Source organism: Evansella vedderi (genome assembly GCF_030813435.1).
Classification (GTDB): domain Bacteria; phylum Bacillota; class Bacilli; order Bacillales; family Salisediminibacteriaceae; genus Evansella; species Evansella vedderi.
This window is the reverse complement of record NZ_JAUSUG010000012.1, coordinates 45243-70253: the sequence shown is the minus strand read 5'-3', so window position 1 is coordinate 70253 and position 25011 is coordinate 45243. Positions and strand designations below refer to the sequence as shown.

Genomic DNA, 25011 nt, shown 5'->3' with positions numbered 1-25011 from the left:
GTTAAATAGTTCAATCCAACTGAAAAAAATAAAAACTAACCTTTTTCAGTTGGATTGGGTAATCTAAGTGACATGTAAGGATGAATGAACATGAACATTCAGAGTCCGTATACAAGAATTGGGGGAGTGGAGCTCTTTACGTTTACGTATTGCTCTGCAGTAACGATTGGTTTCATTTTCCTTCCTTATATATCCTCGGAGGAAATACGCAGTGCATGGTTAAAGGTCATTGTGGCTGTCATTCCCTATTTACTTTTTATTTATTTATATAAAAAGGTCGTTACCAAACACAATGATCGAGATGTTTTACATTTATTTAAAGATATGACTTCGCCGTGGATTTACTACTTTGTTATAACCTATTTATTTGCAAGCACCATTTACAGTATCTTTTTTGGAACAAAAGGTTTGATCATTATTGTACAAACGTATTTAATGCAAGATACACCACAGTGGACCATAGGAATGTTTTTTCTCCTTGTAATTGGGTTATCAGCTTCCTATGGTATTCATGCCATAACTAGAATGATCGTGATTATTTTTTTTCATGAAATCATCCTTTTTATTAGTTTGGTTTTATTTATTTTCTCCGATGATTTTAAATGGATTAATATACCACCCTTTTTGACTGTAGATATAGGTACTTTTCTTGTGAGTTCTATATCGGAAGTGACACGATATGGAGGAATCATTGCTTTATTTGCTTATTTACCTTTTGTTGATAAAAAGGTAAAAGTTTTTAGACCAATTACATTAAGTGTTATTTTTATCATGTTCACGTATTTTCTCATTTGTTTAGTAACATTAGGGGTATTTGGCTTTGATCAAGCATTAACGATGCTGTCACCAGTAACGGCTCTGATGCAGACTACAACATCCCCGACGGGTTTATTTGAGCGGTTAGATTTATTTTTCCTTACCGTTTGGGTTATGTCCTTTTTCAAAATTGGATTAATATTTGTCTGGTTTTCTTCCATGCTATTAAAGGAAATAATTCCACTAAAAGTGAAAAACTATTGGGTACAGATTTGGATCATCATCACCATATCAACTTTGATAGTGATTAGTACCCCTAGTATCGTTAATTTAGATTGGAGACCTTATAACATAAACATGCTTTCCTATACCTTATTTGTGCCTGTTATGATGTTTTTGTACTTGTTAATTAGAAAGAAACAAGGAGTAGGGCAAAATGAAAACAAATCTCAGTAAACTACTCTTACTGTTCATTGTCATTTCTCTATTTGCTGGTTGTGGAACTTCTTCTAGGGAGATTGATCAAAGGACGATGATCCTTGCTATGGGTATAGATAAGGATGAAAATGGAGATTTTGTCGTTACTATTCAAGTACCGGTGATTACACCACAAGAGGGGGGAATGGGACTTAGTGCCGGTGAATTCGAAGTCATTACAGATAGGGGTAATTCCGTTTGGGATGCCATCGCGAATATTGAAGCTGTTACGCCTACAGTTTTATTTTTTGGTCATTTAAAGACAGTTTTAATTGGGGAAACATTAGCAAAAGAAGGATTGGATGAGATATTGGATCTTCTTGATCGACGTGCCCCTTTGGCAAACCAAATATATTTAGTGATCATAAGGGAAAAAACAGAAGTGGACGAATTTCTCGACCAAGAGTCCCGTCTAGTGATTCTCCCTGCCCTTTATTTAGACCGGTTCTTTAAAGCTGACCAAAAGCTTTCCCGTTCAGCTGAAGTAAAACTCTTTGAGTTCCGGCGTGATATTAATATGAAATCTAGGGCATCAACTATTCCATTTGCTTATATTAGAGAGAACAACATTGTCTTAGAGGATATGGCTGTTTTTAAGGAAGGAAAATTGGTAGGAGAGTTATTAGGAAAAGAAGCTGGTAAAGGTCATTTGCTAAAAGAAAAAATAGTAGAAAATATGAATTATACTTCTCAGGTAGAATTGGAAAAGGAGGAAGTGACTGTTTCTTCTAGGGTTACGTGTAGGCTGGATTACCACGTTAACAAAACAAATCCTGTTGAAATTGAAATGGAAATGCCATGTAAAGCGGAGATTGTCCATATGTCAAAGCAGGATATGGCTAAAAAGAAAGATCATATAGAAGCTTTCAGCAGTAAATTAGGAGAGGAAATAAAACAAGATACAGAAAAGGCAATTAATTCAATGAAAGAAATTAATGTGGAACCTTGGTTAATAGGGAACAGAATCTGGGTAAGGGATCCAAAATATTATGAGTCTTTAAACTGGGAAGAGTCAGGCTGGAGAGACTCTAAAATAAACATTAACATTGATGTAGAAATTGAGCAGACTGGGCAAAGGGGAATGTTAGATAAGAAGAAAATTGGGGAGTAGAAAGGAAAAAAACTTTTCCTTATTTAAAATCTCAAGATCACACATTAGTTTACAATATAATTATTATGTAAACTAATAACGGAAGAGAAAAAAGGGGGGAGCAACCAAAAAGTTTCTCCCTTATTATTTTATTTATTCTGTCGGTCCATATTTTTTACCGCTTGCTGTAGTTCACTATTTGTAAGATGGGTGTAAATCATTGTAGTTTGCACAGATGAATGGCCTAATTGCTTTCTAAGCTTTGGAATATCATTGTTTTCCATTTGATATCGAGTAGCAAAGGAATGACGTAATTTATGAACAGATAAAGCAGGTTTTCCGAATGCTTTCGCGTATTTTTCTACCAATTTTTCTACGGACCGGGCCGTTAACCTGCGAGTTGTTCCTTTTGGCCCCATAGGAGCAGCAACAAAAAGGGGTTTAAAAGTTTTATCCAACTCATAACGCTCGTTACGAATAGATAAGTATTCCTTTAAATCAAGCATTGCTTGTTCGCTGAAATAAACATATTGTTCTTTATTTCCTTTTCTTATCACCCTGGCTGTGAATTTCTTAAAATCTATATCATCTACATCTAAACGGACGACTTCAGATAAACGTAGCCCCGATCCAAGAATTAATGAAATAATGGCCGTATCCCGTTCGCGATTTTTCATATGAAAGTTAAGAATTTTTTTGTTATCACTGTTAATCACACCGTACTCATAGGCGATAAATTGCCTAAAGTTTTCATATTCATCACCACGAAGTATTTTACCTTCCATGCGATTTGCGAGGGTTTCTTGATCTTCCTTTACTTTATTTAACTCCATTTTTGCCATTACATTTCGTTTTAAATAGGGCTCGAGGGCAGAGGTTTCGGCAATATTTTGCAGATAGTTAAATAAAGATTTTAATGATGATAACTTTCGATTAACCGTAAGCTTTGAATTATTTAAGCGAAATTCTAGAAAGGAAAGGAAGTCTTCCACTTGTTGAACGGTTAAACGTTCCAGCAATTCTAGTGGGATGTCTTTTCGTTTTCCTTTAAAAATACCTTCTGCTAATATCCAATCAAAAAAGATGATATAATCATGACAATAATTAAGTAGCGATGCAGGTGAAAGCTTTCGTTTTCGTTTATCTATGTATTCCACAACATACCAGGGGAGACCTTTGGATTTTTCTTCAATGCGTTCGAAATATGCTGCACGCGTTTCATCACTCAAAACAATCAACCTCCTTAATTCTAATTATAATATTATACATTTACTTCGTCAAATTTATATTTTACGTAATAATGTTTATGTTGGTTTAAAGTAGTATTAAAAATATTTTTTTGTTATATATTAGTTTAATACAGTTTCCACCTCTTCTGGCTCTATATCCAAACTCCAAATTAACTATTTGGAGTTTGGATTTTCTCATTTGATTTAATTTATAGTTCCTGTTGATGTTATTCTTGGTTCTACATGAACTGTACTATTAAAAAACGAGTTTAGCTAAAAAGGTATGTCTGTAACCTTTAAGCCCAACTCGTATTCTCACTTCATTCTTTAAAATAGTTTAGTCTATGAAAGAATTCCTGCAAAAAGTCATAAAACAACTGTTCTGTAGGCAAGAGCACCCGTTCCATAGGAGTAATTACCCCGACTGTTCGGGTTACATTTGGTTCAATTAAGGGGAGTTTAACCGTTGAACGTGGTAAACTGTCCACTAATGTCACTTCTGGCATAAGAGTCACTCCTAAGCCAGCAGATACTAAGCCTTTTAAGGCATCAATATCGTCCCCTTCAAAAGCCACGTAGGGTTCGAAGCCTAGTTCTTTACAAGCGTTAACAACAATATCTCGGAAGACAAAGCCTTCTGGTAATAAAACAAACGGATCATCCTTAAGCTCTCGAAGCTTTAGCGTTTCCCGTTCTGCTAAGGGATGGTGCATCGGCAAAAGGGCAACAACATCTTCCGTAAACAAAATTTTCCTTTTAATCTTCTTTTCTTCCATCGGTACAGGTCCAATTAATGCCATGTTAAAATCCCCATTGATAACCCCATCTATTAGGTCATGGTATAGGGCCTGCTTCAATTGAAACTTTGCCTCAGGATAACGGTGTCGAAAGGCATAGATTGCTGTCGGTAATGTATAGGCTGCAAGACTAATGGGAAAAGCGATTCGTACCGTTCCCTTTTCTGGGTCTAAATATTCCGTTACCTCCCTTGTAGCGTCTTCGATAACATTCATGGCATGTTGGATACGTTCTAAAAAAATTTTTCCAATTGGCGTTAACTTAACCCTTCTCCCCTCTCGGATAAACAGGTCAACCCCTAACTCACTTTCCAGGTTAAAAATCTGCCTCGACACAGCTGATTGGGCCACATGAAGGGCATCTGCCGCTTCCGTTACGTGCTCCCTCTTAGCCACTTCAATAAAATATTTAATCTGTCTAATTTCCACAATTGTCCCCCCCTTTTTTCTTTTGATCTCAAAATGGCATTAAAACCATCGATTGTTGATATTGTTTAGATTATTTATTTGATTATAAAATATAAATGGAAGAAAATCTAACCTATTACAAAAGTTGAGTTTAATTTTTGTAATTTTAAATAAAATCACACTTTGGGAGGCTTTTGTACATGAAAACGATAGAAAGAGTGGAGAAATCTAATCAGGAGGTTGCACAGGAATATGTGCACCAAGTGTATGAAAATGTAAAAAAACGTAATGCAAATGAAAGTGAATTTCTACAAGCGGTTAAGGAAGTTTTTTATTCCTTGGTACCCGTTCTTGCCAAAAATCCTCACTATATTAAACAGGCAGTTCTAGAAAGAATAGTGGAGCCGGAAAGAATCATTTCCTTTCGAGTACCATGGGTGGACGATCAAGGAAATGTGAAAGTAAACCGAGGTTTCCGTGTACAATTTAACAGTGCTTTAGGTCCTTATAAGGGTGGATTGAGATTTCATCCCTCCGTTAACGGGAGCATTATTAAATTTCTAGGATTTGAGCAAATCTTTAAAAATGCGTTAACAGGTCAACCTATTGGTGGTGGAAAAGGTGGATCTGATTTCGATCCAAAAGGGAAATCGGATACAGAAATAATGAGATTTACCCAAAGCTTTATGTCTGAACTAGGGAAATACATCGGACCGGATGTTGACGTACCTGCCGGTGACATCGGAGTCGGTGCTCGTGAGATTGGATATATGTTCGGACAATATAAGAAAATGCGTGGTGGGTTTGAAGCGGGTGTATTAACAGGTAAAGGCATCGGTTACGGAGGAAGTCTTGCCCGAAAAGAAGCAACAGGATACGGAACAGTATACTTTGTGGAGGAAATGTTAAAAGATAAGGGCTTGAGTTTCCATGGCAGTACGGTTGTAGTTTCTGGATCTGGAAATGTTTCAATTTACGCCATTGAAAAAGCAATGGAGTTAGGTGCTAAAGTAGTGGCATGTAGTGATTCTGGCGGTTATGTCTTCGATAAAAATGGTATTAATCTTGATACAGTGAAGCGACTCAAGGAAGTGGAATATAAAAGAATTAGTGAATATGTGAAAGAGCACCCAGGGGCACATTACTTTGAAGATTGTTCAGGAATTTGGTCTATTCCATGTGATATTGCTCTTCCTTGTGCAACACAAAACGAAATCGACCATATGGCTGCAAAGATCCTTGTATCTAATGGTGTAAAAGCGATCGGTGAAGGTGCTAACATGCCTTCTACCTTGGAAGCTATCGATATTTTCTTAGAAAACGAAGTTTTATTTGCACCGGCAAAGGCGGCCAATGCAGGCGGTGTTTCTGTATCCGCTTTGGAAATGGCACAAAATAGTGCTAGGCTTTCTTGGACTTTTGAGGAAGTTGATCAGAAGCTTCAAGAAATCATGAAAAGTATCTATCGCGACAGCATAAAGGCTGCTGAAGAATACGATGTACCAGGAAATCTCGTTGTAGGATCTAATATTGCTGGATTCGTTAAAGTTGCTGATGCAATGGTTGCCCAAGGCGTAATTTGAGTATAGTACTCTGTAAGCAAAAATATGTACGCGAAAAGCTAGGATATGATTATATTTTCCTAGCTTTTTTTGTATTTACTATGTTTTTGTGCTTACTTTATTGGTGTTCATTTGCCGCTCCTCTATCTTCTTCTCTATTTCCTCTAATGCGATTTTATCATTAAGCAATTCTTGCTTATTTTCTTTAATTAATTCTTCGTAATTTAATTTTATCTTTTTCATTTATAGTCATCCTTTCATCACTTTCAAATTATTTTTAATTCAATGATAAATATAACACGTTAATATGAACAGAAGATGAACAGGTAGACATTAATATCTTTTGATATGGTGGAGCAAACTATATATGCATTACTGAAACGATGCAATAACATTTAATAACATTTTTAAAGGAGATCAGCAAGCTTATGAGACAATATGTTTTAAAGGCATGGGAAAACATTGACCCGATTTACGACAGAATAAGAAATTTTACTTCCATTGAAACAGAAGACAACATTTCTGTATTTAGGGTCCTTTTAACCCGATACCGTGGCCCAAAACATGAACTTGCTGACGGTAATATTATTTCAAAAGGAGATTATTTAGTGCGTATTCATCTTCACAATATACGTTTATTGCAGTATCTTCACCCTATTAAATCATCCTTGAAACGGACGTTTATGCTGTATGAAATGGTAAAAAATGCACTACCGAAGTTAGCAAAGTACATTCAGGATCATGAACTTAGTAATAAAATTAAGGGAATTTGCGGAGTAACAATGTTGAATAAAATTGTGGAAAGGCTAGGGTTTGAAATTAGACCTGTAACAAATCCTTTTTATCGCTTAATGAAATATTTTTCCCAATCCCCTATTCATTTTTTAGCCACAGGATCCATTGCTAATATTTTTGAGAAAAGAAAAGTAAGCTATTTGTTTATGTCGAAAAACCAACTCCTAGCTCTCCTCTAATAGAAATTACTTTTAAATAAAAAATACTGCCCCATGGAAGAGGCAGTATTTTTTATCAGCTGTTTATTTTCTCTTTTGCTGCTGTGAATGTATTTCTTAGAACACCAATTTCCTTAATTTCACATTCAATAGTATCACCTGCATTCACAAGCTCTGCACCAAGAGGGCTACCAGTTAATATGACATCTCCCTTATTGAGTGTCATAACATTGGATAAGTATGAAATCATTCTTCGTATGGGAACGATCATCAATTCTGTTGCACTATGCTGTTTTTTCTCCCCATTCAGCCTTGCCTCTACAACAACATTAAATGGGTCCAGCTCCGTTTCAATAACAGGTCCAAGTGGCGTAAAGGTATCAAAGGATTTTCCAACCATCCAATGTCCATCTTCCCTGAAAAATTGTGGAGCAGTTACATCATTTGCCACCGTGTAGCCAAATATATAATCAAGAACATCCTCTTCGTTTAAATTTTTTGCCTCTTTTCCAATGACAATAGCTAGCTCCGATTCAAACTTTACTTGATCGATGGCCTCAGGGATAACGATTTCCTCCTCCGGGCCTATTACGGAAGTAGTTGGTTTAAAGAAAAATACAGGAATCTCGGGCTGTGTTTCAGGTAAATCTTCCTTGCTCCCAACAAAGTTAGCACCAATTCCGATGATATGTTTCGGTTCTAATGGGGCTAGCAGCTGGACTTCATTCTTTAAAAAACTTTCCCCAGTGTAATTCCACTCCCCAAAAAAGTAACCTTCAATCACTTCCACGACATTTTCCTTTAACACACCTTGATAAGTATTTGAATCCTTAGTAAATCGAATAAATTTCATAAATAAAGCTCCTTTACCCTTTTTATCGTTTAACAATCTATATTACATATCAGCTGAGTTTTTTGCTAGGAACCTAAGAAGTTGAAGCCTTCAACTCTTTTTTCACCTCTGCACAGCGGCCAGGGGTAGGGAATAGTTTACCTGCATTCAACAGATTATCAGGGTTAAAGACCTCTCGAACATCTGTCTGTGCTACAATTTCTTCATCTGTAAACACAAAACGCATTTCTTCCCTTTTCTCAATCCCAACACCATGTTCTCCTGTTATGGTACCCCCTACATCAGCACATACCTTTAAACATGCACTCCCTGCTTCAATGGCCCTTTCTGTCTCCCCTGGAACTCTTGCATCAAAGAGGACCAACGGATGAAGGTTCCCATCCCCCGCATGGAAAATATTAGCTATTCGTAGGCCTGATTCTTCACTAATTTCATTTATTTTTTTTAACACTTCTGGTAAACGACTCCTTGGGATAACCCCATCCTGTACAAGATAATTTGGGGAAATAGCTCCCATAGCACCGAACCCTGTTTTTCTGTTAGCCCACCATCTAGCCCGCTCCCGTTCACTTTCCGCTACCTTTACCTCCCGGACATTCCTACTTTTACATACCTTGAGGATTTTACTGATTTGCTCCTCAATTCCGGAAGATATACCATCCACTTCTATTAATAATACGGCTGCAATGTCCCTTGGGTGTCCAACAGGAAAAGCTGCCGCTTCCACTGCTTCAATAGCTGTTTTGTCCATCATCTCTAAAGCAGCAGGAACAATACCAGTGGATATAATATCGGATACCGCTTGGCTTCCATCTTCCACTCGGTCAAAATAGGCAAGAACCGTTTGTTTATCCTCTGGATTTTTCAAGACACGAACGGTAATTTTAGTAACTATCCCTAATGTACCCTCTGATCCCGTTAGCAGTCCAAGTAAATCATATCCAGGGGAATCGGGAATACCGTCCTTTCCAATCTCAATTATCTCCCCGTTAGGCAGGACAAGCTCTAAACCTAGAATGTGATTTGTCGTAACTCCGTATTTAAGGCAGTGTGCCCCACCAGCATTCTCTGCTACATTCCCCCCAATGGTACAGGCGTATTGACTAGATGGATCTGGTGCATAATAGTATCCTTTATCGGCAATGGAATTTGTTAATTTCAAATTGACAAAACCAGGCTCTACAACAGCAATTCTATTTTCAAGATCAACACTTAGAAGCTTTTTCATTCTGGTTAAGCTAATCACCACCTCATTATTGAGAGGGATTGCCCCTCCGCTTAGACCCGTACCAGCTCCACGTGCAAGGAAGGGTAACATATTTTCATGACAGTATTTAACAATAGCTGCCACTTCTTCCGTATTTTTCGGAAAAACAACGGCCTTAGGAAGATGCCTTTCAATAGTGAAACCATCACAATCATAAGCAAGTAGATCCTCTTTATGATATAAAATCGGCTTCGGCCCTGAGAGGAGATTAGCTAAGCTTCGAATGTGCTTATCCTTGATTTTCAATCCTTTCATTGCCATTCGTTTTCCTCCTCCCTCTTCTTATCTTCCTTTTCATATGCCCAATTTAGGAGCTGGACTGTATGGACAACTCTTTGATTTCTCCCGTCCTTCTTTACTCCCATTGCCATTTGGAGCATACAGCCAGGGTTACCCATGGAGATCATTTCCACTTCCTCGGGAACATTTTCCATCTTGTTGTCTAAGACAGCTCCAGCCATCTCAGGATTTGTTAAATTATAAATTCCTGCACTTCCGCAGCAACGATCGGCGTTAGGCATGTGAACCATCTCCACCCCTGGGATATTAATGAGTAAATCCCTTGGTTCCTGGCGAACTCCTTGGCCATGGACTAAGTGACAAGCATCATGATACGTTATTTTTGTGTTTAACTCCGCCTTTGGGATTTCATAGCCCGTATCGTAGAGGTACTTTGAAATATCCTGCACTTTCTTTGAAAACTCAACCGCTTTTTCATGCCACTCAGGGTCTTCCCGGAACAATTCAGGATACTCCTTAAGCATAGCACCACATCCAGCTGCATTGGTAATCACAGTGTCAGCATCATGAAAGGCTTCCATATTTTGCTTGGCTAATTTTCTGCCCATTTCCCTGTCGCCAGCGTGAACATGTAAGGCACCACAGCATGTTTGTTCTTTTGGAATCGTTACATCATTTCCGTTCCGTGTAAGAACTTTTACAGTGGCATCGTTCACATCACCAAACATAACATCCATAATACAACCTGTTAACATAGCCACTTCACTTTTTGTTTCTGTTTTAGCTTTAATTACATCCTCGTGTTTATATTTCTTTCGAACCGATTGGGTTACCTTAGGCATAACCCCTTCCATTGCTACAAGATGATCCGGCATTATGTTAATCAGGCCTGTTTTTCTTACTGCTGTTTGCATGCCGCTCTTTTGGTAAAACTTCAGCAGTGTTCCTACTTTATTTAAACGCTCGTGGTGTGGGAATAAACCCTCCAGGAAAAATTTACTCATCATGCCCTTCCAGCCTGTCAGTGGCATAGCTTGACGAATTTGTCCCCGCGCTTCCTCAATAAGGGGACCTACTTCCACATCAGCTGGGCATGCAGTGGTACAAGCACGACAGTCTAAACAGGCAAAAACAGGGTCCATAAACTGCTCATTGAGGGACAGCTTCCCTTCCGCTACAGACTTAATCAAGTGAACCCGCCCCCTTGGGGAATGCTGCTCCTGACCGGTTACTTCATAAGTTGGACATGACTCTAAACATATACCACAGTGAACACAATCGGCCCATTTCTTTTCGTCGGGAGCATCTTTTTCAAAATAATTACTAAGTGACGATGTGGAACATGGAGTATCCTGTACTTGACTTTGAAGGATCTTCTCATCTATTTTCATGTTCATTTTTATATCCCCCCTACAAAACGTTGATTGTTAAGGGTCTTCTTAGGGTCAATTTTCTTTTTGATTCCCTCTAGCAGGAAGAAATAGCTCGGTTTCTCTCCCCAAACATCCATCTCTTTCCGCAGTGTTAGTGGCAGGTATTTAATTACGGAATTTCCACCTAGGTCCTTTACGAGATTTCTCAGATGAGTAAGGGCGGACTTAATATCCTGGGCAGCACCTTTTAGATGTACTTGACATAAACCATGTCCAAGTCCCCCGTGGGCAAACACCTCTAAATTATACATATCCTGTAAATGGACTGATTCTTTTATGACTTCTGGGATAGCCATATTCTTCACACCTATTTTCATAGAGGCTTCTGTTACTAATTTAGAGGGAGAATCAGTTCCCTTAGGGCCTATTTGGTAGAACTGCTGCCAAAATTCTCTGGAGTCGTCTTCTTGTAATATAGTTAATTGGGCTTCCGGATGTATTTTTTTTACATACTCCTCCTGATAATGAACAGAGCTTTCCACATCCTCAAAGCCAATGGCTAAGGTGTATGTACTTTGCCCCGTTAATTTTTCGGCTAACACAGGGTTAATTAACTCCAGTGTTACTGGTTCCAGCATTGTATCAAGTAAGCGTACGGCAAAGGACCGGATTTCCTCCATCCCCCCCTTCGGAAAAGATAATAGTAATAGACTTTCATACTCAGGGAGCGGACGGAGTTTCATCGTAATTTCAGTTAAAACCCCTAACGTCCCCATAGAGCCTATAAAAAGCTTATTCATATCGTATCCTGCAACGTTTTTTACCACTTTCCCACCAGAACGTATCACCGAACCGTTTGGGTAAACGGTCCTTAGTCCAATGACGACATCCCTGGCAGAACCATTGCGGAAACGCTTTGGACCACTGTCATTGACCGCAATAACGCCACCAATAGTCGCATTTTCTGGCCAAGCTGGGTCGAGAGGAATTTTTTGTTTGTGTTTTTGTAAATATCTTTGTAATTCTTCAAACTTCGTTCCTGATTTAACAGTGATGGTCATGTCCCCTACCGTGTGTTCCACAATTCCGTGATAGTTTTCAAGAGAAAGTAGAATATCTGCATCTTCAATAGTGCCCCCGAAACCTCGTTTAGTCCCCGTCCCAGTAACTGTAATAGTCATTCCGTTTTCGTTTGCGTATTTAACTACTGCTGCTATTTCTTCCTCTGTGGATGGCAATACCGTAATTTTCCCACCATTTCCTAATGGGTGAGGTTGCTCCTCCACTTTTCTTTCTATTATTTTCTCTTCTCCTATTACTGACTTCATTTCTGTCCCTAGAGCTTTGAGCATGGTATCCCCCCTATGAAATGATTAACCTTAGACCTTGCAAAAAATCAGAGTAAAGCTTTATTTAAACGCTTTTAATAAAAGAAACTAAGGGGCTTTCACTAGGTCTTTATTTTCTTCAAATCAATATTATTATAACATTAAGAATATTTCTAAAACCGTTTTAGATTAAAAAAATTACCAAATAATGATAGTTTTTATTTATGGGACCTATTCATTTATGGAATAGTAGATATTAACGTGTTACTGAAAAATAAAAAATCAGTGTCTTCGTCTATTTGACCTGTACACTGATTTATTAAATCGTTATTTAATTTTTTTCATAAAGCATTTTACCCCATTATGGTCAGTGGTCTCTTCAAAGCCAACTTTCGTTAAATACCTAATATGGGATTCTGATTCTGAATATGTAATGAAATCAGTGAAGCCTTTTTCGAGAAAAAATCCTTTACTATGTTCATAAATGTAATGACCAGTTTTAAAATCCCGATACTCTGGGATTACAAAATCCAATTCTACTTTAAGTGTTTTTTCATCGTATTTGGAAGCAAGAAATACCCCGGCTGGAACCATGTTTCTTAAAATAAAGAATCGTATTTCATACTGGCTAACATTGTATTTCGTTTTAAAACCGTATTTCTCCATTTCCTTTTTGTAATAGTCTACAAAATGATTAAAGTATTGTGGACTATTTTCAATAGATAAAATTTTAAAATACTCTTCCTTGGCACTGTAAATTTTCAAGAGATAGTATATGTTAATAAAAGCGATCCCCATGTTCATAAATCCAACAGGCAACGCCCCAATTAAAAATCCATAAATAGAAAAAATTGTGGAGCCCAGTAAATTAATCCACCTTAATTTAATAATAGAGCTCATTAATAAGGATATAAGTACAATAAGAGAGGCTAAATACCCTAACCATTCTAACCAATCGATAGTCAAACCAAAGAACCCCTTTCCGCTCACTTAAAAATAGACTATTTTTTAAAACGCTCGTAGCTGGAGTCGACACCTTACACTACTTCGAGTTATGCTCACTTTACTATTTTAGCCAAATCACCTCTTTTTTAGCGTATTCGTTTTCTGAATTACTTCTTATAGTGAAACCAAAGTTTATTATACACAAGTGTTAGGAATAACACCTTTATTAGGCATTTCCAATAATTGAACGTAGTGAAAATTAGTTAGGTGTTTATTCTATAAATGAGACATCTACACGTGTCTTAATTTTTGCAAAATCAGGGGGAAATACACATGTCTAAAAAAGACGGTGGAACAAAGCAAAAGCACAAAAAAAAGCCGAAACATAAAACAAGCAGCAGTGCAAACGGACAGAACAGTTATCACTAAGATTTGAAGGGTGTCTTAACGGTATATTTATAACCGTTGGGACACCCTCTTTAAATCATACAGAATCATTTTTATATTAGTATTGTCATATTCTATAACAAAAAAATTTTGTTAATACTTTATGAATTTCGTCCTATCTATTGCAAATGGAAAGTATCTTTGATAAGGTGGAAACAAAGTTCATATTCTTTACTTCAATAATTTTTGAAGTGAGGTTAGAGGTGCAAAGACCATAAGTACTCATCTTAAGGGGAATGAGCTCCTATGAGGGATGTGGAAAGGGGGATTTGCCGAAGCGGTAAACGACTCATGCGTTTACTGTTGGTTCTGTCATTGAATAAATGCTGAACTGTCATATAGTCTGATGTCATAAGGGCTATATGGAGGGCTATCTCACGCTGGAATGACTATGTTTAACATTCTCAGCAGCAACGATACCCTCGTTGTTGTTTTTTAATGGTTCAAGACATAGTTATCATGCGATTTAGCTCTATTCAAGAACTTAGGTCGCCAGCGTAATACAGGCGAACAAAATCCGTTGAATAGAGGTGTGTTGTAAATGAATTTTGGAAGATTATTAACCGCTATGGTAACCCCATTTGATCAAGATGGTGAAATTGATTTTCATGCAACAAAATCGTTAATTAATTATTTAATTGCTAATGGTACAGAAGGACTTGTTGTTGCTGGTACTACTGGTGAGTCCCCTACTTTAACAACAGAAGAGAAAACAGAGTTGTTTAAGTATGCGGTAGAGGTTGTTGACGGACGAATTCCTGTAATTGCTGGTACGGGAAGTAATAATACACGAGAGTCCATTAATTTAACGAAGATTGCTGCTGAAGCTGGTGTAGATGGAGTTATGCTTGTAACCCCTTATTACAATAAGCCTAATCAAGAAGGTATGTTTCAGCATTTCAAAGCAATTGCAGAGTCCACTGACCTTCCTATTATGCTTTATAATATTCCGGGACGCAGTGTAGTTAATTTACTACCGGAAACAGTAGTTCGCTTATCTGCGATTGAAAACATTGTTTGTATTAAAGAAGCGAGCGGTGATCTTGATGCCATGTCTTATATTATTGAGAACACATCCGATGACTTCTTATTATATAGCGGTGATGATAGCTTAACATTACCGATTCTGGCAATTGGCGGTCATGGTGTTGTTTCCGTTGCTGCTCATGTTATTGGAAATGAAATGCAGCAAATGATTAGAGCTCATCTAACTGGAGATCCTCAATTAGCGTCAGCCATCCATAGGGAGCTTCTGCCGATGATGAAAGCGTTGTTTATGGCCCCAAATCCAGTTCCAGTAAAGGAAGCACTAGAAATGGCCAGGGTAAATGTTGGATCTGTAAGATTACCTTTAGTGCCGTTAACTTTAGAAGAGCGAGAAGTATTATATTCGATTATTCAGCCCAAGATTTTACCTAGCGTAGTTTAATAAAGATTTATTTTAGAACTCCTCCAGACTTTGGTGGAGTTTTTTTATTACCTCTCCCCCCTTTCCATTTGTCCCAATTAACATTTTAAAGGTAACTCTTCAGAATCTTCAATAAAACAGGCTACATCACTATTACGAAAAATAAGATTGTACATATGTTATCTAGTAGAAAACGTATTTAGTCAATACGGAAAAATGCATGGCTGTGTGCCTATTTTAATAGGAACAAAATTCTTATGAAAAGGATGGATTTTATGTCTGTAGATTACTATTACAAGTTATGCCATGATCATATCGGGCAAGAGGTAGAGATTAGAGATCATCATGGAAAAGTTTATGTAGGTACCATTGAAAAAGTGGATCGTGAACATGTATATCTTCGCCAAGCCCCTGCACCGGGACCAGGACACAGTGGCCCAGGAGTGTTTTTCTTCCCACTGGCTGTTGGTGCACTTGTAGCTATTCCCCTAATAGGTATTGCTGGTTTCCGTAGAAGAAGACGTTTTTACTAAAAAAACTACGGGAGTGCATTCTAATGCCTAATACATTTACTACAAAAAATTTAATTTTTAGACCTTTAAACTTAGACGATAAATACGATATTTATCGTCTATTTTCTGATCCAAAAGTAGTCCAATTAGACCAAAGTGAACCAGTTAAGAGTATACAAGAAGTAGAAGAATTAATTCGGATTGCAGAACGTTCACAATATGACCCTCACAGTATCAATTGGGGAGCGGAATTAAAGGAGACGGGCCGGGTTATTGGGACTTGTGGTTTTAAAAACTGGGATAGATTATCCAATCATGCTGAAATCGGTGGTAATCTATCTAGTGAATTATGGGGAAAAGGATACGCTGCAGAGGGATTAATAGCCATCTTGGATTACGCCTTTAATAAAATGTTTTTAAATAAAATTTGTGCCTATACGAACAGTAGAAACGGAAACGCCATTGGAATTATGCGTAAATATGGGTTTCAGCAAGAAGGAAAGTTGCGGGAGCACCAGTTTTTAGATGGTGAGTATGTGGATGTGTTAGCGTATTCCTTATTGAAAAAGGAATACGAAGTAATGAAAAAATCACAAGACTAAGTCCCCCAAAAAAAACAGTAATTTGTGGAGGAGGTCCCCTAGCCTCCCTCCTCACACATGTGGACAAACCCCATAAAATTATTTATAAAATAAAATGTTTCACCAAAGATAATGATATTATTGTACAGAGAAAGGGTGATATTTTTGATTGCGGTAGTTTATGATTTAGAATTAGTAAAACGCTTCAGGAAAGGACAACTTAGTGAGATTGTGGAAATCGGAGCTTGCAAAGTGGACCTCAAAACAAATAAAATGGTGGATCAGCTCCAAATTTACACTCTTCCTAAAAGTGGACACATATCGAAAAGTACAAGGAAGTTTATTAAAATGACAGATGAGGATGTTAAAAAGGCAATACCCTTTCAACAAGGAATAAAAAAGTTTTCCCAGTGGCTTGGCAAGGGGGATTACTATCTCTGTTCTTGGGGAAAGGACGATAAGGTACATATTATCGATCAGTGTGTGCGTAACAAAATTAATTTAGATTGGTTTCAAAATTATAATGATATTCAGCCGCAAATAGGAAAAGCGTTAAATCAAGAAACTAAAGGACAACAGCTTGGGCTCAAAAATGCTTTAGGAATGGCGGGGATTGATCCCGTAGGAAAGGCACATAGAGGTATTGATGATACCATCAACACTGCGAGATTATTATTAAAGTATAAAGATCATGTCAAATTATATAAAAACAGTATTTCACAAAAAGAACTCAAACTCCTTGAAGCTAAACGAAGACGTAAAAGGTACCGAAAAGCTAGTCAACCAAAGATAAACAAACTTGGTCCCAAGCCTCCTAAGTCAAAACAACGGCCACTACCATAACTTCTTTATGGTAATGGCCTCCTTCCAGCGAATCCTTCTCGTTTTCCATGATAAAATGTAATTTCATCCTCCCCCTGTTTCCAGCAAAGAAGGACTTCTTCCCCGTCAAGAATAGCAGGGAAATCAAGTAACCCCATTTCTATACTCTTTAATTGCACCCCGTAATTTTCGATATTTTTTATATGTAATTTTCCTTGAAGTTCTAGGAACTCAAGCTTACTTTCTAAGCGAAAAATGTTATCCTCTTTTTGTTCTGTTGTAACGTTGATCTCTTTAATTTTCTTTAGCTGGACTAAAATATTTTTAAATTCCCATTGCAGCTCTTGCAATGAAAGAATTTCCTTTTCTAAAGTTGGGAGCAATTCATTTGCCTCTTTGATGGAAAAATATTTTTTGTCCATAAATGCCTCCCCTGCAGTTGAAAATTAAACGAACATTTAAAGAATGATGATTTTAAACTCTTTCTAATATAAAATTCTTATAGATGCTTATTAAAGATGTTATTTCCTTATCCCATGAATGATGCTCGGAAATATATTTTTTTCCATTAAAACTTAATGTTTCCCTTAAGTCCTTTTCTTTTATTAATGCTTCTGCAAAAGATAGAAACTCCACTGCTTTACTGTATATCAATCCCGTTTCTTTATGTTTCACTATACTACTGTTGCCATCATTGTTAGAAACTAAAACAGGAATGCCTAGTGCCATAGACTCAAGGAGTGCGGAAGATTGCCCTTCTGAAAAAGATGTATTTAAAATAACGTCACCTTGACTATAAATAGCTCCCATATCCTTATGGGCATAAGATCCAATGTATTGTACCCAATGGGAATGTTTATTCAGTAATTCCTGAACAACCTTCCCTTCTTCCTCTTCAATAATTGGGCCCACAATCCAAAGGCGAATGTTTTTATATTTCTCCTTTAAGGAGGCGAGCTGCTCAATGGCAAAAGGAACATTTTTCACTTTCCGAATTCCAGCAGGAAGAATAAATAGAAACGTCCCCGACTCTTTCCTTTTTAAACGATCGTTTAAAGAAAATGGGCTGACTCCTTGTGGAATAACAAAAATTTTCTCCTCCAAATGAGGTAACTCCTTTATAACCGTATCCTTTGCCCCTTTGCTAAAGACATGAATACCCTTTGCCCCATTTAACGATTGAATTACATTTTCCCTTTTTTCACTTTGAAACAAATCATGATTGAAATCCGTACCAGTAAGGGTCAATATATAAGGTTCCAACTGTTCCCCTCTGTTTTTCATAAAATGAAAAAAATGTGTGGCATGGAAGCCATGGTAAATATCTGCCTTGAGTGGTTTGCTATATGTATTTTTATCCGTTGAGGAAATAATCTCTGTTTCCATACCAGCCAATTCCAGTCCATGTGATATTCGTTCTACAGTTACTTTATTTCCTCTGGGCTGGTGATAAAATGGTGCTGCTAAAATAACTTTCATTATTTTAAATTCTCCCTTAAATAAGTAATCGTTAAAGCTCTCATATTATAACATTGTCCCATAAGGATTAGAAATGAACGGACTTATGGGTTACAAAACATACACTGTGATGGGTCTGCCTTCTCTTTACCGTGAGGGAATAGTTTTTCCTCTGTCTCTCCACATTTCCTACAAGTGTAAATATGGGAGCGGACTAGATCCGTAGGGAATCCGCAATCCATACATGGGAGCCCCTTCTTTTGGTCCGTTAGTTTAAAACCAGGGGTGGCACAGTTTGGGCAGACGTTGTTTATATTTTTTATGAGGTCATGGGTTGCCTTTTCAATTTGTTTCATTCTTGTTGGATTATACATGGCTCGCATATCCGCTTCAATAAATGCTTGGTTGAAGGGGAATTGGTTCAGCATAAGCCGGACCGCTTCTTTCAATCCCTTTTTTGTAGTTATTCCTTTGATTATTTCCTCTTCTTTTTCTGTTGTTTCACTGGAACGAACAACCATTCCATGTTCAGGAAAGCCCGCACCAACAGCAAACTCATAGGCTTCTTCAAAGCTGTTAATTCTACGATGACCGAAATTAGTTTCAAAGGATGTGGACTCACCCACAATTTCTAAATCATTTTCTAAGTCGATCAAAAGGACCAGTTCCACATTTACCGCGGCAATAGGTATTGCTGGATGAGGTCCGAAGCTCCCTTCACTGGAAAACCCTAATTTTTCTCCCGTTAATTGTAGACCCTCTTTTGCTTTTAATCTTGCTGCCTCTAATTGGTTACCCGTTCGAATCACTTCCCTAGTAAACGTTCCAAAATTGTCTGTATTAAGATTGGTAGGCACCATGAGTTTAATACCGAGCTCCCTCTCTAAAATAGGAGCTATTACCTTTTCCTTTTCATGCATTGTAGCTAAAACACCTGTTCTACCATGGAAGATAGTATGAATGACTTCCCTCATTTATAATCTTTCCTCTAAATTGCTACTAAGCTTGAATACCATAAGTCGTTCCCCTGTTTTTGTACTAATATCCGTATGAAAGCTCTTTACTTCCATTTCTGTAATGGAAAAAATAGTTTCCTTCAAGGTTGGTACACCAGTTTCCACTAAATCAGAACGGGTCTTTTTCACTGTGGCCTTCCCTTCCTTTGTTTGGCAAAGGGAATACTCTGCTGGTGTTAACACCCCTTGCAGTGTAACAATGACCATATCCCTTAATATATCCGTTTTTACCGAAACAGAACCACGCCCTAAGTAATCCTTTTCCCACTGTGTTAATGCCTTACTAATTTCTGCTTCAATAAATCCTTTTGATCTCTTCATCTGCTACTCCCCCATTAAAAATCGGTATATTTCACGATGAAATATACCGATAACTATTAACCTTTAAATGATTTTATCTGTTTGTTCCCCTAAAATCAATGGAATTAATTGTTTTTGTTGAAATCCATCTTAGGGAACAAATTGGGCGCTGATTTTGTTTTAGGTACGACAATTAATTTTGCCATAATGATCGCCAATAAACAAAACAGAGCAGATAAAATAAAGGCATGTGTAAATGGGATTAAATTGATAATGAATGGACCTGCAAAAGCAGATAATCCATATGCTTGGTACATTAACCCGTAATTACTTCCCATATTTTTCGTCCCGTAGTAATCGGCTGTTATCGTTGGGAATAGGGCTAGGAACCCTCCAAAGGAGAAACCAATGACAGAAACAGATAGGATGAACATTGGGTAGTTCATTGCTCCTGTACTCATATAAAACATGACGATTGCTGTTAAACCATAAATAATCATTAAGGTGTTCAATCGGCCAATACTGTCAGATAATCTTCCTAACAGGATCCTTCCCGCTGCGTTAAACAGGGCGATAATCATAACTGCACTTGCTGCCCTTTCAAGGCTTAATGAAGCCAGTTCAACCCCAATATCCACTGCATAGCTTATGACCAGTAAACCCGACATGGATCCAAATAAAAACATAAACCACAATAAGTAAAATTGATAGGAACTAAGCATTTCCTTGGTAGAGAATTGTTTACTTTCTTTAATAGCAATGTTGTTATTTCCTACTGTTTTTTCCAATTCAGCTGGTGGGTTAATCAATAACTGCGCACCTAATACTACTAATATTAAATAGATAAATCCAAGGTATAAAAAAGTGTTTGACACCCCTGCACTTTCAATTAAAAATCGGATAATCGGCTGGAATATAAGCCCCCCTAAGCCAAATCCCGCTACTGCAATTCCGCTGATCAAGCCCCTTTTATCTGGAAACCATTTTACACATGCGGATAATGGACAAACATAGGTCATTCCAATACCTGCACCACCAATAACCCCATAAAAGAAATAAAGCTGGAAAAGTGTTGTAGCCTGACTAGCTAAAATTAAGCCGACACCCAGCAACAGTCCACCGATGGTAGCAACCCATCTCGGCCCTATTCTATCTTGAAGACGCCCCGCAATGATGGTAAAGAAGGCAAAGGTAGCAATGGTAATGGAAAAGGTAATAACCACGTCCTCCCTGTTCCAGCCAAACTTATCTATAAGCGGTTGATTAAATAAGCTCCATGCATAAACGGCTCCTAAATTAATTTGAATGATAATGGCACCTAGTACAACTAACCAACGTTTCAATGTTATAACCTCCTGAGTATAATTCTAGAATTGGATAAAAGATGGAATGTAAGCGTTACACCAATAAAAAAGAGGCCAACGTGATAATATCTATCATCGTTGGCCTCTTCTGTACTCACAGTCTGTGTTTACATTAGCAACCTGCACTTTTAAGTTTTCTTTAAATGGTCTGTTATTTGATTTCAACTACCCCTGTCTTTATTTAACACTGGCGGAAGCTATCCTTCACAAACTCTAGTATTCTTGATAATTATAGTAGACTTCCCCATTAGAAGCAACTTAATTTTATTTTAAAAGAACATTATCATTTATTTTTTCAGCTTTAAATAGTGCTCCGGAAGTATATTTTGATGTGGACACAGGCGTTTCACCCATTTAAAATGTTTCCTTTCTTTAAGTTCCTCATAATTAAGGGGTGCCATTCTTAAACTCAATTGTGTCTTCAATAATCTGCAGGTGAACAGAAGCCCATGCCCTCTCACGAAAATGGATTATTACGGATAAAGAAACAGCAATAATATAGATACAGATTAAAATAATCCAAATGTAACTATCGTTTGCCAGCACATCTTGAATTTTCTTCCCGAAAATAAAGAACCCCCAAGGTATGGCAGTTACTAAAATAGGAATGACCCCTGAACCACTTTTCTCCTTCAAAATGCGAAACTTAATATTCTTTAAAGTGGATACATTTAAAGAAGAATAAAAGTCGCGAATCTCTCGGATTTCCTTTAATTCTCGAAGAAGTCGAGGGTCTTCCCCAGAATCTATCTGTCTTTTCAATTTTAGGTAAAATTTATGTGCATCGCCACGAAAAGAAAGCTTTTTATTCATAAAACCCTCCTTTTCCTTTAGGATGCAACGGGAAGGTTAAATTATGAAAAAATAACCGAAATTGGTCTGAAGCCGATTGGTTATACAATGCATATCTCGAGGCCACTGAAAAAGGATGTTTTTCCCTTTTTCAGTGGCCTCAAAAACACCCTCCGGTGACTTCATCTATATTCCTGTCTCTTCCTCTATTAGCATCGCTTGAAAGTGCATACGTCGAGACAACTCATAGCTGTTTCATGAAGCCTCGCTCGTCGCTGGAGTCGCCCCCTTCTGCTTCTCCAAGTATTCAATAATAAAACATATTTTTCAAAATAAATAATTTCAAATCATTATATTATGAACTCCTGTACCATAACTGTTACAATAATTGTTAAATCATGATCATTATTTTTTTATAGAAAGAAGATGAAAGTATGTCTGACAAAATTGAGTTAACGAAAATTCCATATTCTGTCCTTGACCTTGCTCCAATAACTCAAGGGGGAACTGCTGCAGAATCATTCCAACATACCTTTGACCTGGCACAGCATGCGGAATCATTAGGCTATCATCGTTTTTGGCTTGCGGAGCATCATAACATGCCCGGGATTGCCAGCTCCGCTACTGCTGTTCTTATTGGACAAGTGGCAGCAAGAACTTCTACTATCCGTGTTGGTTCAGGGGGGATTATGCTACCGAACCATTCCCCATTAATTATTGCTGAGCAGTTCGGAACCTTAGAGTCCCTTTTTCCAAATCGTATTGATCTAGGATTAGGACGTGCACCTGGAACAGATCAGATAACAATGCGGGCAATACGCCGGGATCCTCATCTTACTGGAGATGATTTCCCAGAGCAATTAGCTGAGCTTCGAGGCTATTTCGATGCTACGATGAAAAAACAAGTGAGAGCGTTTCCTGGTGAAGGACTTGATATCCCTATCTGGCTCCTTGGTTCAAGTGGTTTTAGTGCTAGACTATCCGCCCAACTTGGACTACCTTTTGCCTTTGCCAGCCATTTTTCTCCTGAAAATACGCTACCTGCCCTGCAACTTTATTATGATTATTTCCAACCTTCGGAGTTACTGGATGAACCTTATGCCATGGTTGGTTTAAATATCATTGCTGCAGATACGGATGAAGAAGCTAAACGCCTATCCACCTCCATGCAGCAGCAGTTTCTAAATATGATTCGGAACCAACCGACCCAGTTGCTGCCCCCAGTGGATGACATGGATGACTTGTGCACCCCGTATGAAAAGTCTATTTTAGAAAAACAATTAGGTGGATCGATTATAGGAAGTCCCATTAATGTAAAAGAACAACTTGAGGTATTCTTGACCAAAACGCAGGCTAAGGAAATTATGATCAATGGGCAAATTTACGACCATCAAGCACGCCTTCGATCCTTTGAAATCATTTCGGATATTATGAAAGAAAAGTAGAATAGAGGGTGTAGCAAAAGGTATGGTTTCAACCTTTAGCTACACCCTCCAACACTTATGGGACAGCGTCATACTCTAACTTATCTGTTCTTCGTCTTCACTTAATTCCTCTTCTAATAGCGTTCGTTTATTTATTACTTCCGTAAGATCATTCTTCTTTACCATATAGTAAAGATGTTGAATTGGCATGGAACCTCGTCCTTTACTGCCGTTTAATATGAATTGAACACTTTTATCCCCCACACTAACAATCCTTAAGGATTCAGCGGAAAAGTAGCTTTCTTTAATACGCTGGGAAATGGTGTATTCGTTTCCTACTTGAATTTCTCTAGCCATTTGGAATACTCCTTCAACTATATTTTTAGATAGTATTCCTCATTTTTCACATTACATACTTCTTCTTTAATTGGATCCCTTTTCCAATCACTTTTTTATAAAAAATGCACGGAATTCAGCTTTTTACTGAATTCCGTGCACTAGTTAAGGCCATTTTAATCATTAGTCATCCATTTCGATGGAGATGATTTTTCCCGTGTATGCATCGATTTCTATTTCTGCTTCACCCTTGGATGTTTTCATTTCGATTTCATAAATAAGGCGTCCATTACTGCTATCTAATTCAATTTCTTTAATGGTTCCAGAAACTTGTTCTTGGGCAATTCTTTTCGCCTCTACAACTCCGATCAATAGTGATGTATCTATACTTAAATTGATCCCCGTTTTTGACTTTGAGTCCATGGAGAAGGAAATGACGTCACCTGTAATTGCATTGATTTCTAATGTTGCTTCCCCTTGGTCTGTCTTCATCTCAATTTCGTAATAGACAATGCCATCATCACTTTCCAATTCAATCTCTATGATAACTCCATTTACCTTTGATAATGCAACTTGCTTAGCGGCCTCAATTCCAATATACTTACTAGAATTGGAGCTGCCCTCCGATGTACCAGAAGACTCGTTACTGGTTTCAGAGGAATCATTACTGTTTTTTGACGAAGACTTACTTTTCTTGCCTCCAGTACTTTCCTTAGAATCTGAAGCTTCTTGGGATTCATTAATAGTAGCACTGTGACCTTCAGCACTTGTGGATGTCTTGCTTTCACTTTCGTAAGAAGCTTTTTGTTTCACATCATCAGAAGTAGCTGAGCTCTTTTCCTCTGTAGACTCTTTTATAGTTTCCTTTTTGCCGTCACTTGTTTCCTCTTCGGCCAAATGACCATCTCCAGACCTCACCTCTAGAATGGTTCCAGTTCTTGCATCTACTTTAATTTCGTAGGAGCCTTTATCCGTTAAAACAGTTGCTAAGTAGATCATTGCCCCTTGTTCATAGGTTAGTTCTAAATTGTCAATTTCACCGGGATAACGTTCACTAATAATCTCTGAAATTTCCTGAGTCGATAATGGATCATTTTCGGGATTAGCAAAAATTTGACTAAATCCTAATCCAAATGCAGCAATTATAATTGAGCTAACCAGTACGGCAATCCATGTTTTATTTTTCATTTGATCGCGCTCCTTCCTTTATTGTGCTCAATTATAGTTTAGAACACGATAATTAAAAGAATCTGAGAATAAGATTAAAATTTGA

The 25011-nt window shown here is 37.6% G+C and carries 25 protein-coding genes and 1 riboswitch; of the genes, 9 read left to right on the top strand and 16 right to left on the bottom strand.

The window, feature by feature from the left end; genetic code table 11:
• Nucleotides 1–90: 90 nt before the first annotated feature.
• Together J2S74_RS15150 and J2S74_RS15145 are read left to right on the top strand one after the other, a co-directional pair.
• Complete coding sequence (locus J2S74_RS15150; protein ID WP_307326833.1) at nucleotides 91–1212, top strand: GerAB/ArcD/ProY family transporter; 1122 nt, start codon at nucleotides 91–93, stop codon at nucleotides 1210–1212.
• Nucleotides 1193–2344: a Ger(x)C family spore germination protein gene (locus tag J2S74_RS15145; protein ID WP_307326831.1), complete on the top strand. Its 1152-nt coding sequence runs from the start codon at nucleotides 1193–1195 to the stop codon at nucleotides 2342–2344. The genes J2S74_RS15150 and J2S74_RS15145 overlap by 20 nt, the downstream gene beginning before the upstream one ends.
• 128 nt (nucleotides 2345–2472) lie before the next feature.
• Here the strand turns inward: J2S74_RS15145 and xerS are convergent, their stop codons facing one another.
• Complete coding sequence (gene xerS / locus J2S74_RS15140) at nucleotides 2473–3552, bottom strand: tyrosine recombinase XerS (protein WP_307326830.1); 1080 nt, start codon at nucleotides 3550–3552, stop codon at nucleotides 2473–2475.
• A 320-nt stretch (nucleotides 3553–3872) separates the two neighbouring features.
• Nucleotides 3873–4778 (bottom strand): glutamate biosynthesis transcriptional regulator GltC, encoded by a 906-nt coding sequence (gene gltC / locus J2S74_RS15135; protein WP_307326827.1) that lies wholly within the window; start codon nucleotides 4776–4778, stop codon nucleotides 3873–3875.
• 179 nt (nucleotides 4779–4957) lie between these two features.
• Here gltC and gdhA point away from each other — a divergent pair, with 179 nt between their 5' ends.
• Nucleotides 4958–6340, top strand: a complete 1383-nt coding sequence (gdhA, locus tag J2S74_RS15130) for an NADP-specific glutamate dehydrogenase (protein ID WP_307326825.1) — start codon at nucleotides 4958–4960, stop codon at nucleotides 6338–6340.
• A gap of 78 nt (nucleotides 6341–6418) precedes the next feature.
• On the opposite strand, the gene J2S74_RS15125 is transcribed toward gdhA, so the two are convergent.
• On the bottom strand, nucleotides 6419–6562 hold the full coding sequence (locus J2S74_RS15125) for an FbpB family small basic protein (protein ID WP_307326823.1): 144 nt from the start codon (nucleotides 6560–6562) through the stop codon (nucleotides 6419–6421).
• A 185-nt stretch (nucleotides 6563–6747) separates the two neighbouring features.
• Here J2S74_RS15125 and J2S74_RS15120 point away from each other — a divergent pair, with 185 nt between their 5' ends.
• A complete protein-coding gene (locus J2S74_RS15120; RefSeq protein ID WP_307326821.1) occupies nucleotides 6748–7293 on the top strand; it encodes a YkoP family protein in 546 nt (181 codons plus the stop codon).
• 55 nt (nucleotides 7294–7348) lie between these two features.
• Here the strand turns inward: J2S74_RS15120 and J2S74_RS15115 are convergent, their stop codons facing one another.
• From J2S74_RS15115 to J2S74_RS15095, 5 genes are all read right to left on the bottom strand, one after another.
• Nucleotides 7349–8125: a fumarylacetoacetate hydrolase family protein gene (locus J2S74_RS15115; protein ID WP_307326819.1), complete on the bottom strand. Its 777-nt coding sequence runs from the start codon at nucleotides 8123–8125 to the stop codon at nucleotides 7349–7351.
• 73 nt (nucleotides 8126–8198) lie between these two features.
• Nucleotides 8199–9653 carry an FAD-linked oxidase C-terminal domain-containing protein gene (locus tag J2S74_RS15110; protein WP_307326817.1) on the bottom strand — a complete coding sequence of 485 codons (1455 nt, stop codon included), beginning with the start codon at nucleotides 9651–9653 and terminating at the stop codon, nucleotides 8199–8201.
• The gene (locus J2S74_RS15105) at nucleotides 9644–11023 is read right to left on the bottom strand and encodes a (Fe-S)-binding protein (protein WP_307327017.1); all 1380 of its coding nucleotides are present in this window, start codon (nucleotides 11021–11023) and stop codon (nucleotides 9644–9646) included. Before J2S74_RS15105 ends, J2S74_RS15110 begins: the two co-directional genes overlap by 10 nt.
• 8 nt (nucleotides 11024–11031) lie before the next feature.
• A complete protein-coding gene (locus tag J2S74_RS15100; RefSeq protein ID WP_307326815.1) occupies nucleotides 11032–12357 on the bottom strand; it encodes an FAD-binding oxidoreductase in 1326 nt (441 codons plus the stop codon).
• A 303-nt stretch (nucleotides 12358–12660) separates the two neighbouring features.
• Nucleotides 12661–13299, bottom strand: a complete 639-nt coding sequence (locus J2S74_RS15095; protein WP_307326813.1) for a GNAT family N-acetyltransferase — start codon at nucleotides 13297–13299, stop codon at nucleotides 12661–12663.
• A gap of 616 nt (nucleotides 13300–13915) precedes the next feature.
• Nucleotides 13916–14106: riboswitch (Lysine riboswitch) on the top strand.
• A gap of 160 nt (nucleotides 14107–14266) precedes the next feature.
• Here J2S74_RS15095 and dapA point away from each other — a divergent pair.
• The 4 genes from dapA (at nucleotide 14267) to J2S74_RS15075 (ending at nucleotide 17069) form a co-directional block, all read left to right on the top strand.
• The gene (gene dapA, locus J2S74_RS15090) at nucleotides 14267–15154 is read left to right on the top strand and encodes a 4-hydroxy-tetrahydrodipicolinate synthase (protein WP_307326812.1); all 888 of its coding nucleotides are present in this window, start codon (nucleotides 14267–14269) and stop codon (nucleotides 15152–15154) included.
• Nucleotides 15155–15408: 254 nt separating this feature from the next.
• A complete protein-coding gene (locus J2S74_RS15085) occupies nucleotides 15409–15666 on the top strand; it encodes a hypothetical protein (RefSeq protein ID WP_307326810.1) in 258 nt (85 codons plus the stop codon).
• 23 nt (nucleotides 15667–15689) lie between these two features.
• A complete protein-coding gene (locus J2S74_RS15080) occupies nucleotides 15690–16247 on the top strand; it encodes a GNAT family N-acetyltransferase (RefSeq protein WP_307326809.1) in 558 nt (185 codons plus the stop codon).
• Nucleotides 16248–16391: 144 nt separating this feature from the next.
• Nucleotides 16392–17069, top strand: a complete 678-nt coding sequence (locus tag J2S74_RS15075; protein WP_307326807.1) for a 3'-5' exonuclease — start codon at nucleotides 16392–16394, stop codon at nucleotides 17067–17069.
• A gap of 5 nt (nucleotides 17070–17074) precedes the next feature.
• Here the strand turns inward: J2S74_RS15075 and J2S74_RS15070 are convergent, their stop codons facing one another.
• The 6 genes from J2S74_RS15070 to J2S74_RS15045 form a co-directional block, all read right to left on the bottom strand.
• On the bottom strand, nucleotides 17075–17470 hold the full coding sequence (locus J2S74_RS15070) for a DUF2203 domain-containing protein (RefSeq protein WP_307326805.1): 396 nt from the start codon (nucleotides 17468–17470) through the stop codon (nucleotides 17075–17077).
• Nucleotides 17471–17522: 52 nt separating this feature from the next.
• Nucleotides 17523–18527 carry a glycosyltransferase family 4 protein gene (locus J2S74_RS15065; RefSeq protein ID WP_307326803.1) on the bottom strand — a complete coding sequence of 335 codons (1005 nt, stop codon included), beginning with the start codon at nucleotides 18525–18527 and terminating at the stop codon, nucleotides 17523–17525.
• Between the two features lie 83 nt (nucleotides 18528–18610).
• Complete coding sequence (locus J2S74_RS15060; RefSeq protein ID WP_307326801.1) at nucleotides 18611–19480, bottom strand: DUF6671 family protein; 870 nt, start codon at nucleotides 19478–19480, stop codon at nucleotides 18611–18613.
• Nucleotides 19481–19843, bottom strand: a complete 363-nt coding sequence (locus J2S74_RS15055; protein WP_307326799.1) for a Na-translocating system protein MpsC family protein — start codon at nucleotides 19841–19843, stop codon at nucleotides 19481–19483. It lies immediately after the preceding gene.
• Between the two features lie 104 nt (nucleotides 19844–19947).
• Entirely contained in the window at nucleotides 19948–21165 is a 1218-nt protein-coding gene (locus J2S74_RS15050; protein ID WP_307326797.1) for an L-lactate MFS transporter, read from the bottom strand.
• Between the two features lie 408 nt (nucleotides 21166–21573).
• The gene (locus J2S74_RS15045) at nucleotides 21574–21999 is read right to left on the bottom strand and encodes a hypothetical protein (protein ID WP_307326795.1); all 426 of its coding nucleotides are present in this window, start codon (nucleotides 21997–21999) and stop codon (nucleotides 21574–21576) included.
• A gap of 413 nt (nucleotides 22000–22412) precedes the next feature.
• Between J2S74_RS15045 and J2S74_RS15040 the strand changes: the two genes are divergently transcribed.
• Entirely contained in the window at nucleotides 22413–23423 is a 1011-nt protein-coding gene (locus tag J2S74_RS15040; protein ID WP_307326793.1) for an LLM class flavin-dependent oxidoreductase, read from the top strand.
• Nucleotides 23424–23498: 75 nt separating this feature from the next.
• Here J2S74_RS15040 and J2S74_RS15035 read toward each other — a convergent pair whose 3' ends face one another.
• Together J2S74_RS15035 and J2S74_RS15030 are read right to left on the bottom strand one after the other, a co-directional pair.
• Nucleotides 23499–23759 carry a hypothetical protein gene (locus J2S74_RS15035; protein WP_307326791.1) on the bottom strand — a complete coding sequence of 87 codons (261 nt, stop codon included), beginning with the start codon at nucleotides 23757–23759 and terminating at the stop codon, nucleotides 23499–23501.
• Nucleotides 23760–23921: 162 nt separating this feature from the next.
• Nucleotides 23922–24926, bottom strand: coding sequence for a PepSY domain-containing protein (locus tag J2S74_RS15030; RefSeq protein WP_307326789.1), 1005 nt, complete (start codon nucleotides 24924–24926; stop codon nucleotides 23922–23924).
• Nucleotides 24927–25011 lie beyond the last annotated feature (85 nt).

What these genes read in the sequence shown, in the direction of transcription:
- J2S74_RS15150 (WP_307326833.1), top strand. Translation starts at nt 91, where the DNA reads ATGAACATTCAGAGTCCGTATACAAGAATTGGGGGAGTGGAGCTCTTT.
- J2S74_RS15145 (WP_307326831.1), top strand. Translation starts at nt 1,193, where the DNA reads ATGAAAACAAATCTCAGTAAACTACTCTTACTGTTCATTGTCATTTCT.
- gdhA (WP_307326825.1), top strand. Translation starts at nt 4,958, where the DNA reads ATGAAAACGATAGAAAGAGTGGAGAAATCTAATCAGGAGGTTGCACAG.
- J2S74_RS15125 (WP_307326823.1), bottom strand. Translation starts at nt 6,562, where the DNA reads ATGAAAAAGATAAAATTAAATTACGAAGAATTAATTAAAGAAAATAAG.
- J2S74_RS15120 (WP_307326821.1), top strand. Translation starts at nt 6,748, where the DNA reads ATGAGACAATATGTTTTAAAGGCATGGGAAAACATTGACCCGATTTAC.
- J2S74_RS15115 (WP_307326819.1), bottom strand. Translation starts at nt 8,125, where the DNA reads ATGAAATTTATTCGATTTACTAAGGATTCAAATACTTATCAAGGTGTG.
- J2S74_RS15110 (WP_307326817.1), bottom strand. Translation starts at nt 9,653, where the DNA reads ATGGCAATGAAAGGATTGAAAATCAAGGATAAGCACATTCGAAGCTTA.
- J2S74_RS15105 (WP_307327017.1), bottom strand. Translation starts at nt 11,023, where the DNA reads ATGAAAATAGATGAGAAGATCCTTCAAAGTCAAGTACAGGATACTCCA.
- J2S74_RS15100 (WP_307326815.1), bottom strand. Translation starts at nt 12,357, where the DNA reads ATGCTCAAAGCTCTAGGGACAGAAATGAAGTCAGTAATAGGAGAAGAG.
- dapA (WP_307326812.1), top strand. Translation starts at nt 14,267, where the DNA reads ATGAATTTTGGAAGATTATTAACCGCTATGGTAACCCCATTTGATCAA.
- J2S74_RS15085 (WP_307326810.1), top strand. Translation starts at nt 15,409, where the DNA reads ATGTCTGTAGATTACTATTACAAGTTATGCCATGATCATATCGGGCAA.
- J2S74_RS15080 (WP_307326809.1), top strand. Translation starts at nt 15,690, where the DNA reads ATGCCTAATACATTTACTACAAAAAATTTAATTTTTAGACCTTTAAAC.
- J2S74_RS15070 (WP_307326805.1), bottom strand. Translation starts at nt 17,470, where the DNA reads ATGGACAAAAAATATTTTTCCATCAAAGAGGCAAATGAATTGCTCCCA.
- J2S74_RS15065 (WP_307326803.1), bottom strand. Translation starts at nt 18,527, where the DNA reads ATGAAAGTTATTTTAGCAGCACCATTTTATCACCAGCCCAGAGGAAAT.
- J2S74_RS15060 (WP_307326801.1), bottom strand. Translation starts at nt 19,480, where the DNA reads ATGAGGGAAGTCATTCATACTATCTTCCATGGTAGAACAGGTGTTTTA.
- J2S74_RS15055 (WP_307326799.1), bottom strand. Translation starts at nt 19,843, where the DNA reads ATGAAGAGATCAAAAGGATTTATTGAAGCAGAAATTAGTAAGGCATTA.
- J2S74_RS15045 (WP_307326795.1), bottom strand. Translation starts at nt 21,999, where the DNA reads ATGAATAAAAAGCTTTCTTTTCGTGGCGATGCACATAAATTTTACCTA.
- J2S74_RS15040 (WP_307326793.1), top strand. Translation starts at nt 22,413, where the DNA reads ATGTCTGACAAAATTGAGTTAACGAAAATTCCATATTCTGTCCTTGAC.
- J2S74_RS15035 (WP_307326791.1), bottom strand. Translation starts at nt 23,759, where the DNA reads ATGGCTAGAGAAATTCAAGTAGGAAACGAATACACCATTTCCCAGCGT.
- J2S74_RS15030 (WP_307326789.1), bottom strand. Translation starts at nt 24,926, where the DNA reads ATGAAAAATAAAACATGGATTGCCGTACTGGTTAGCTCAATTATAATT.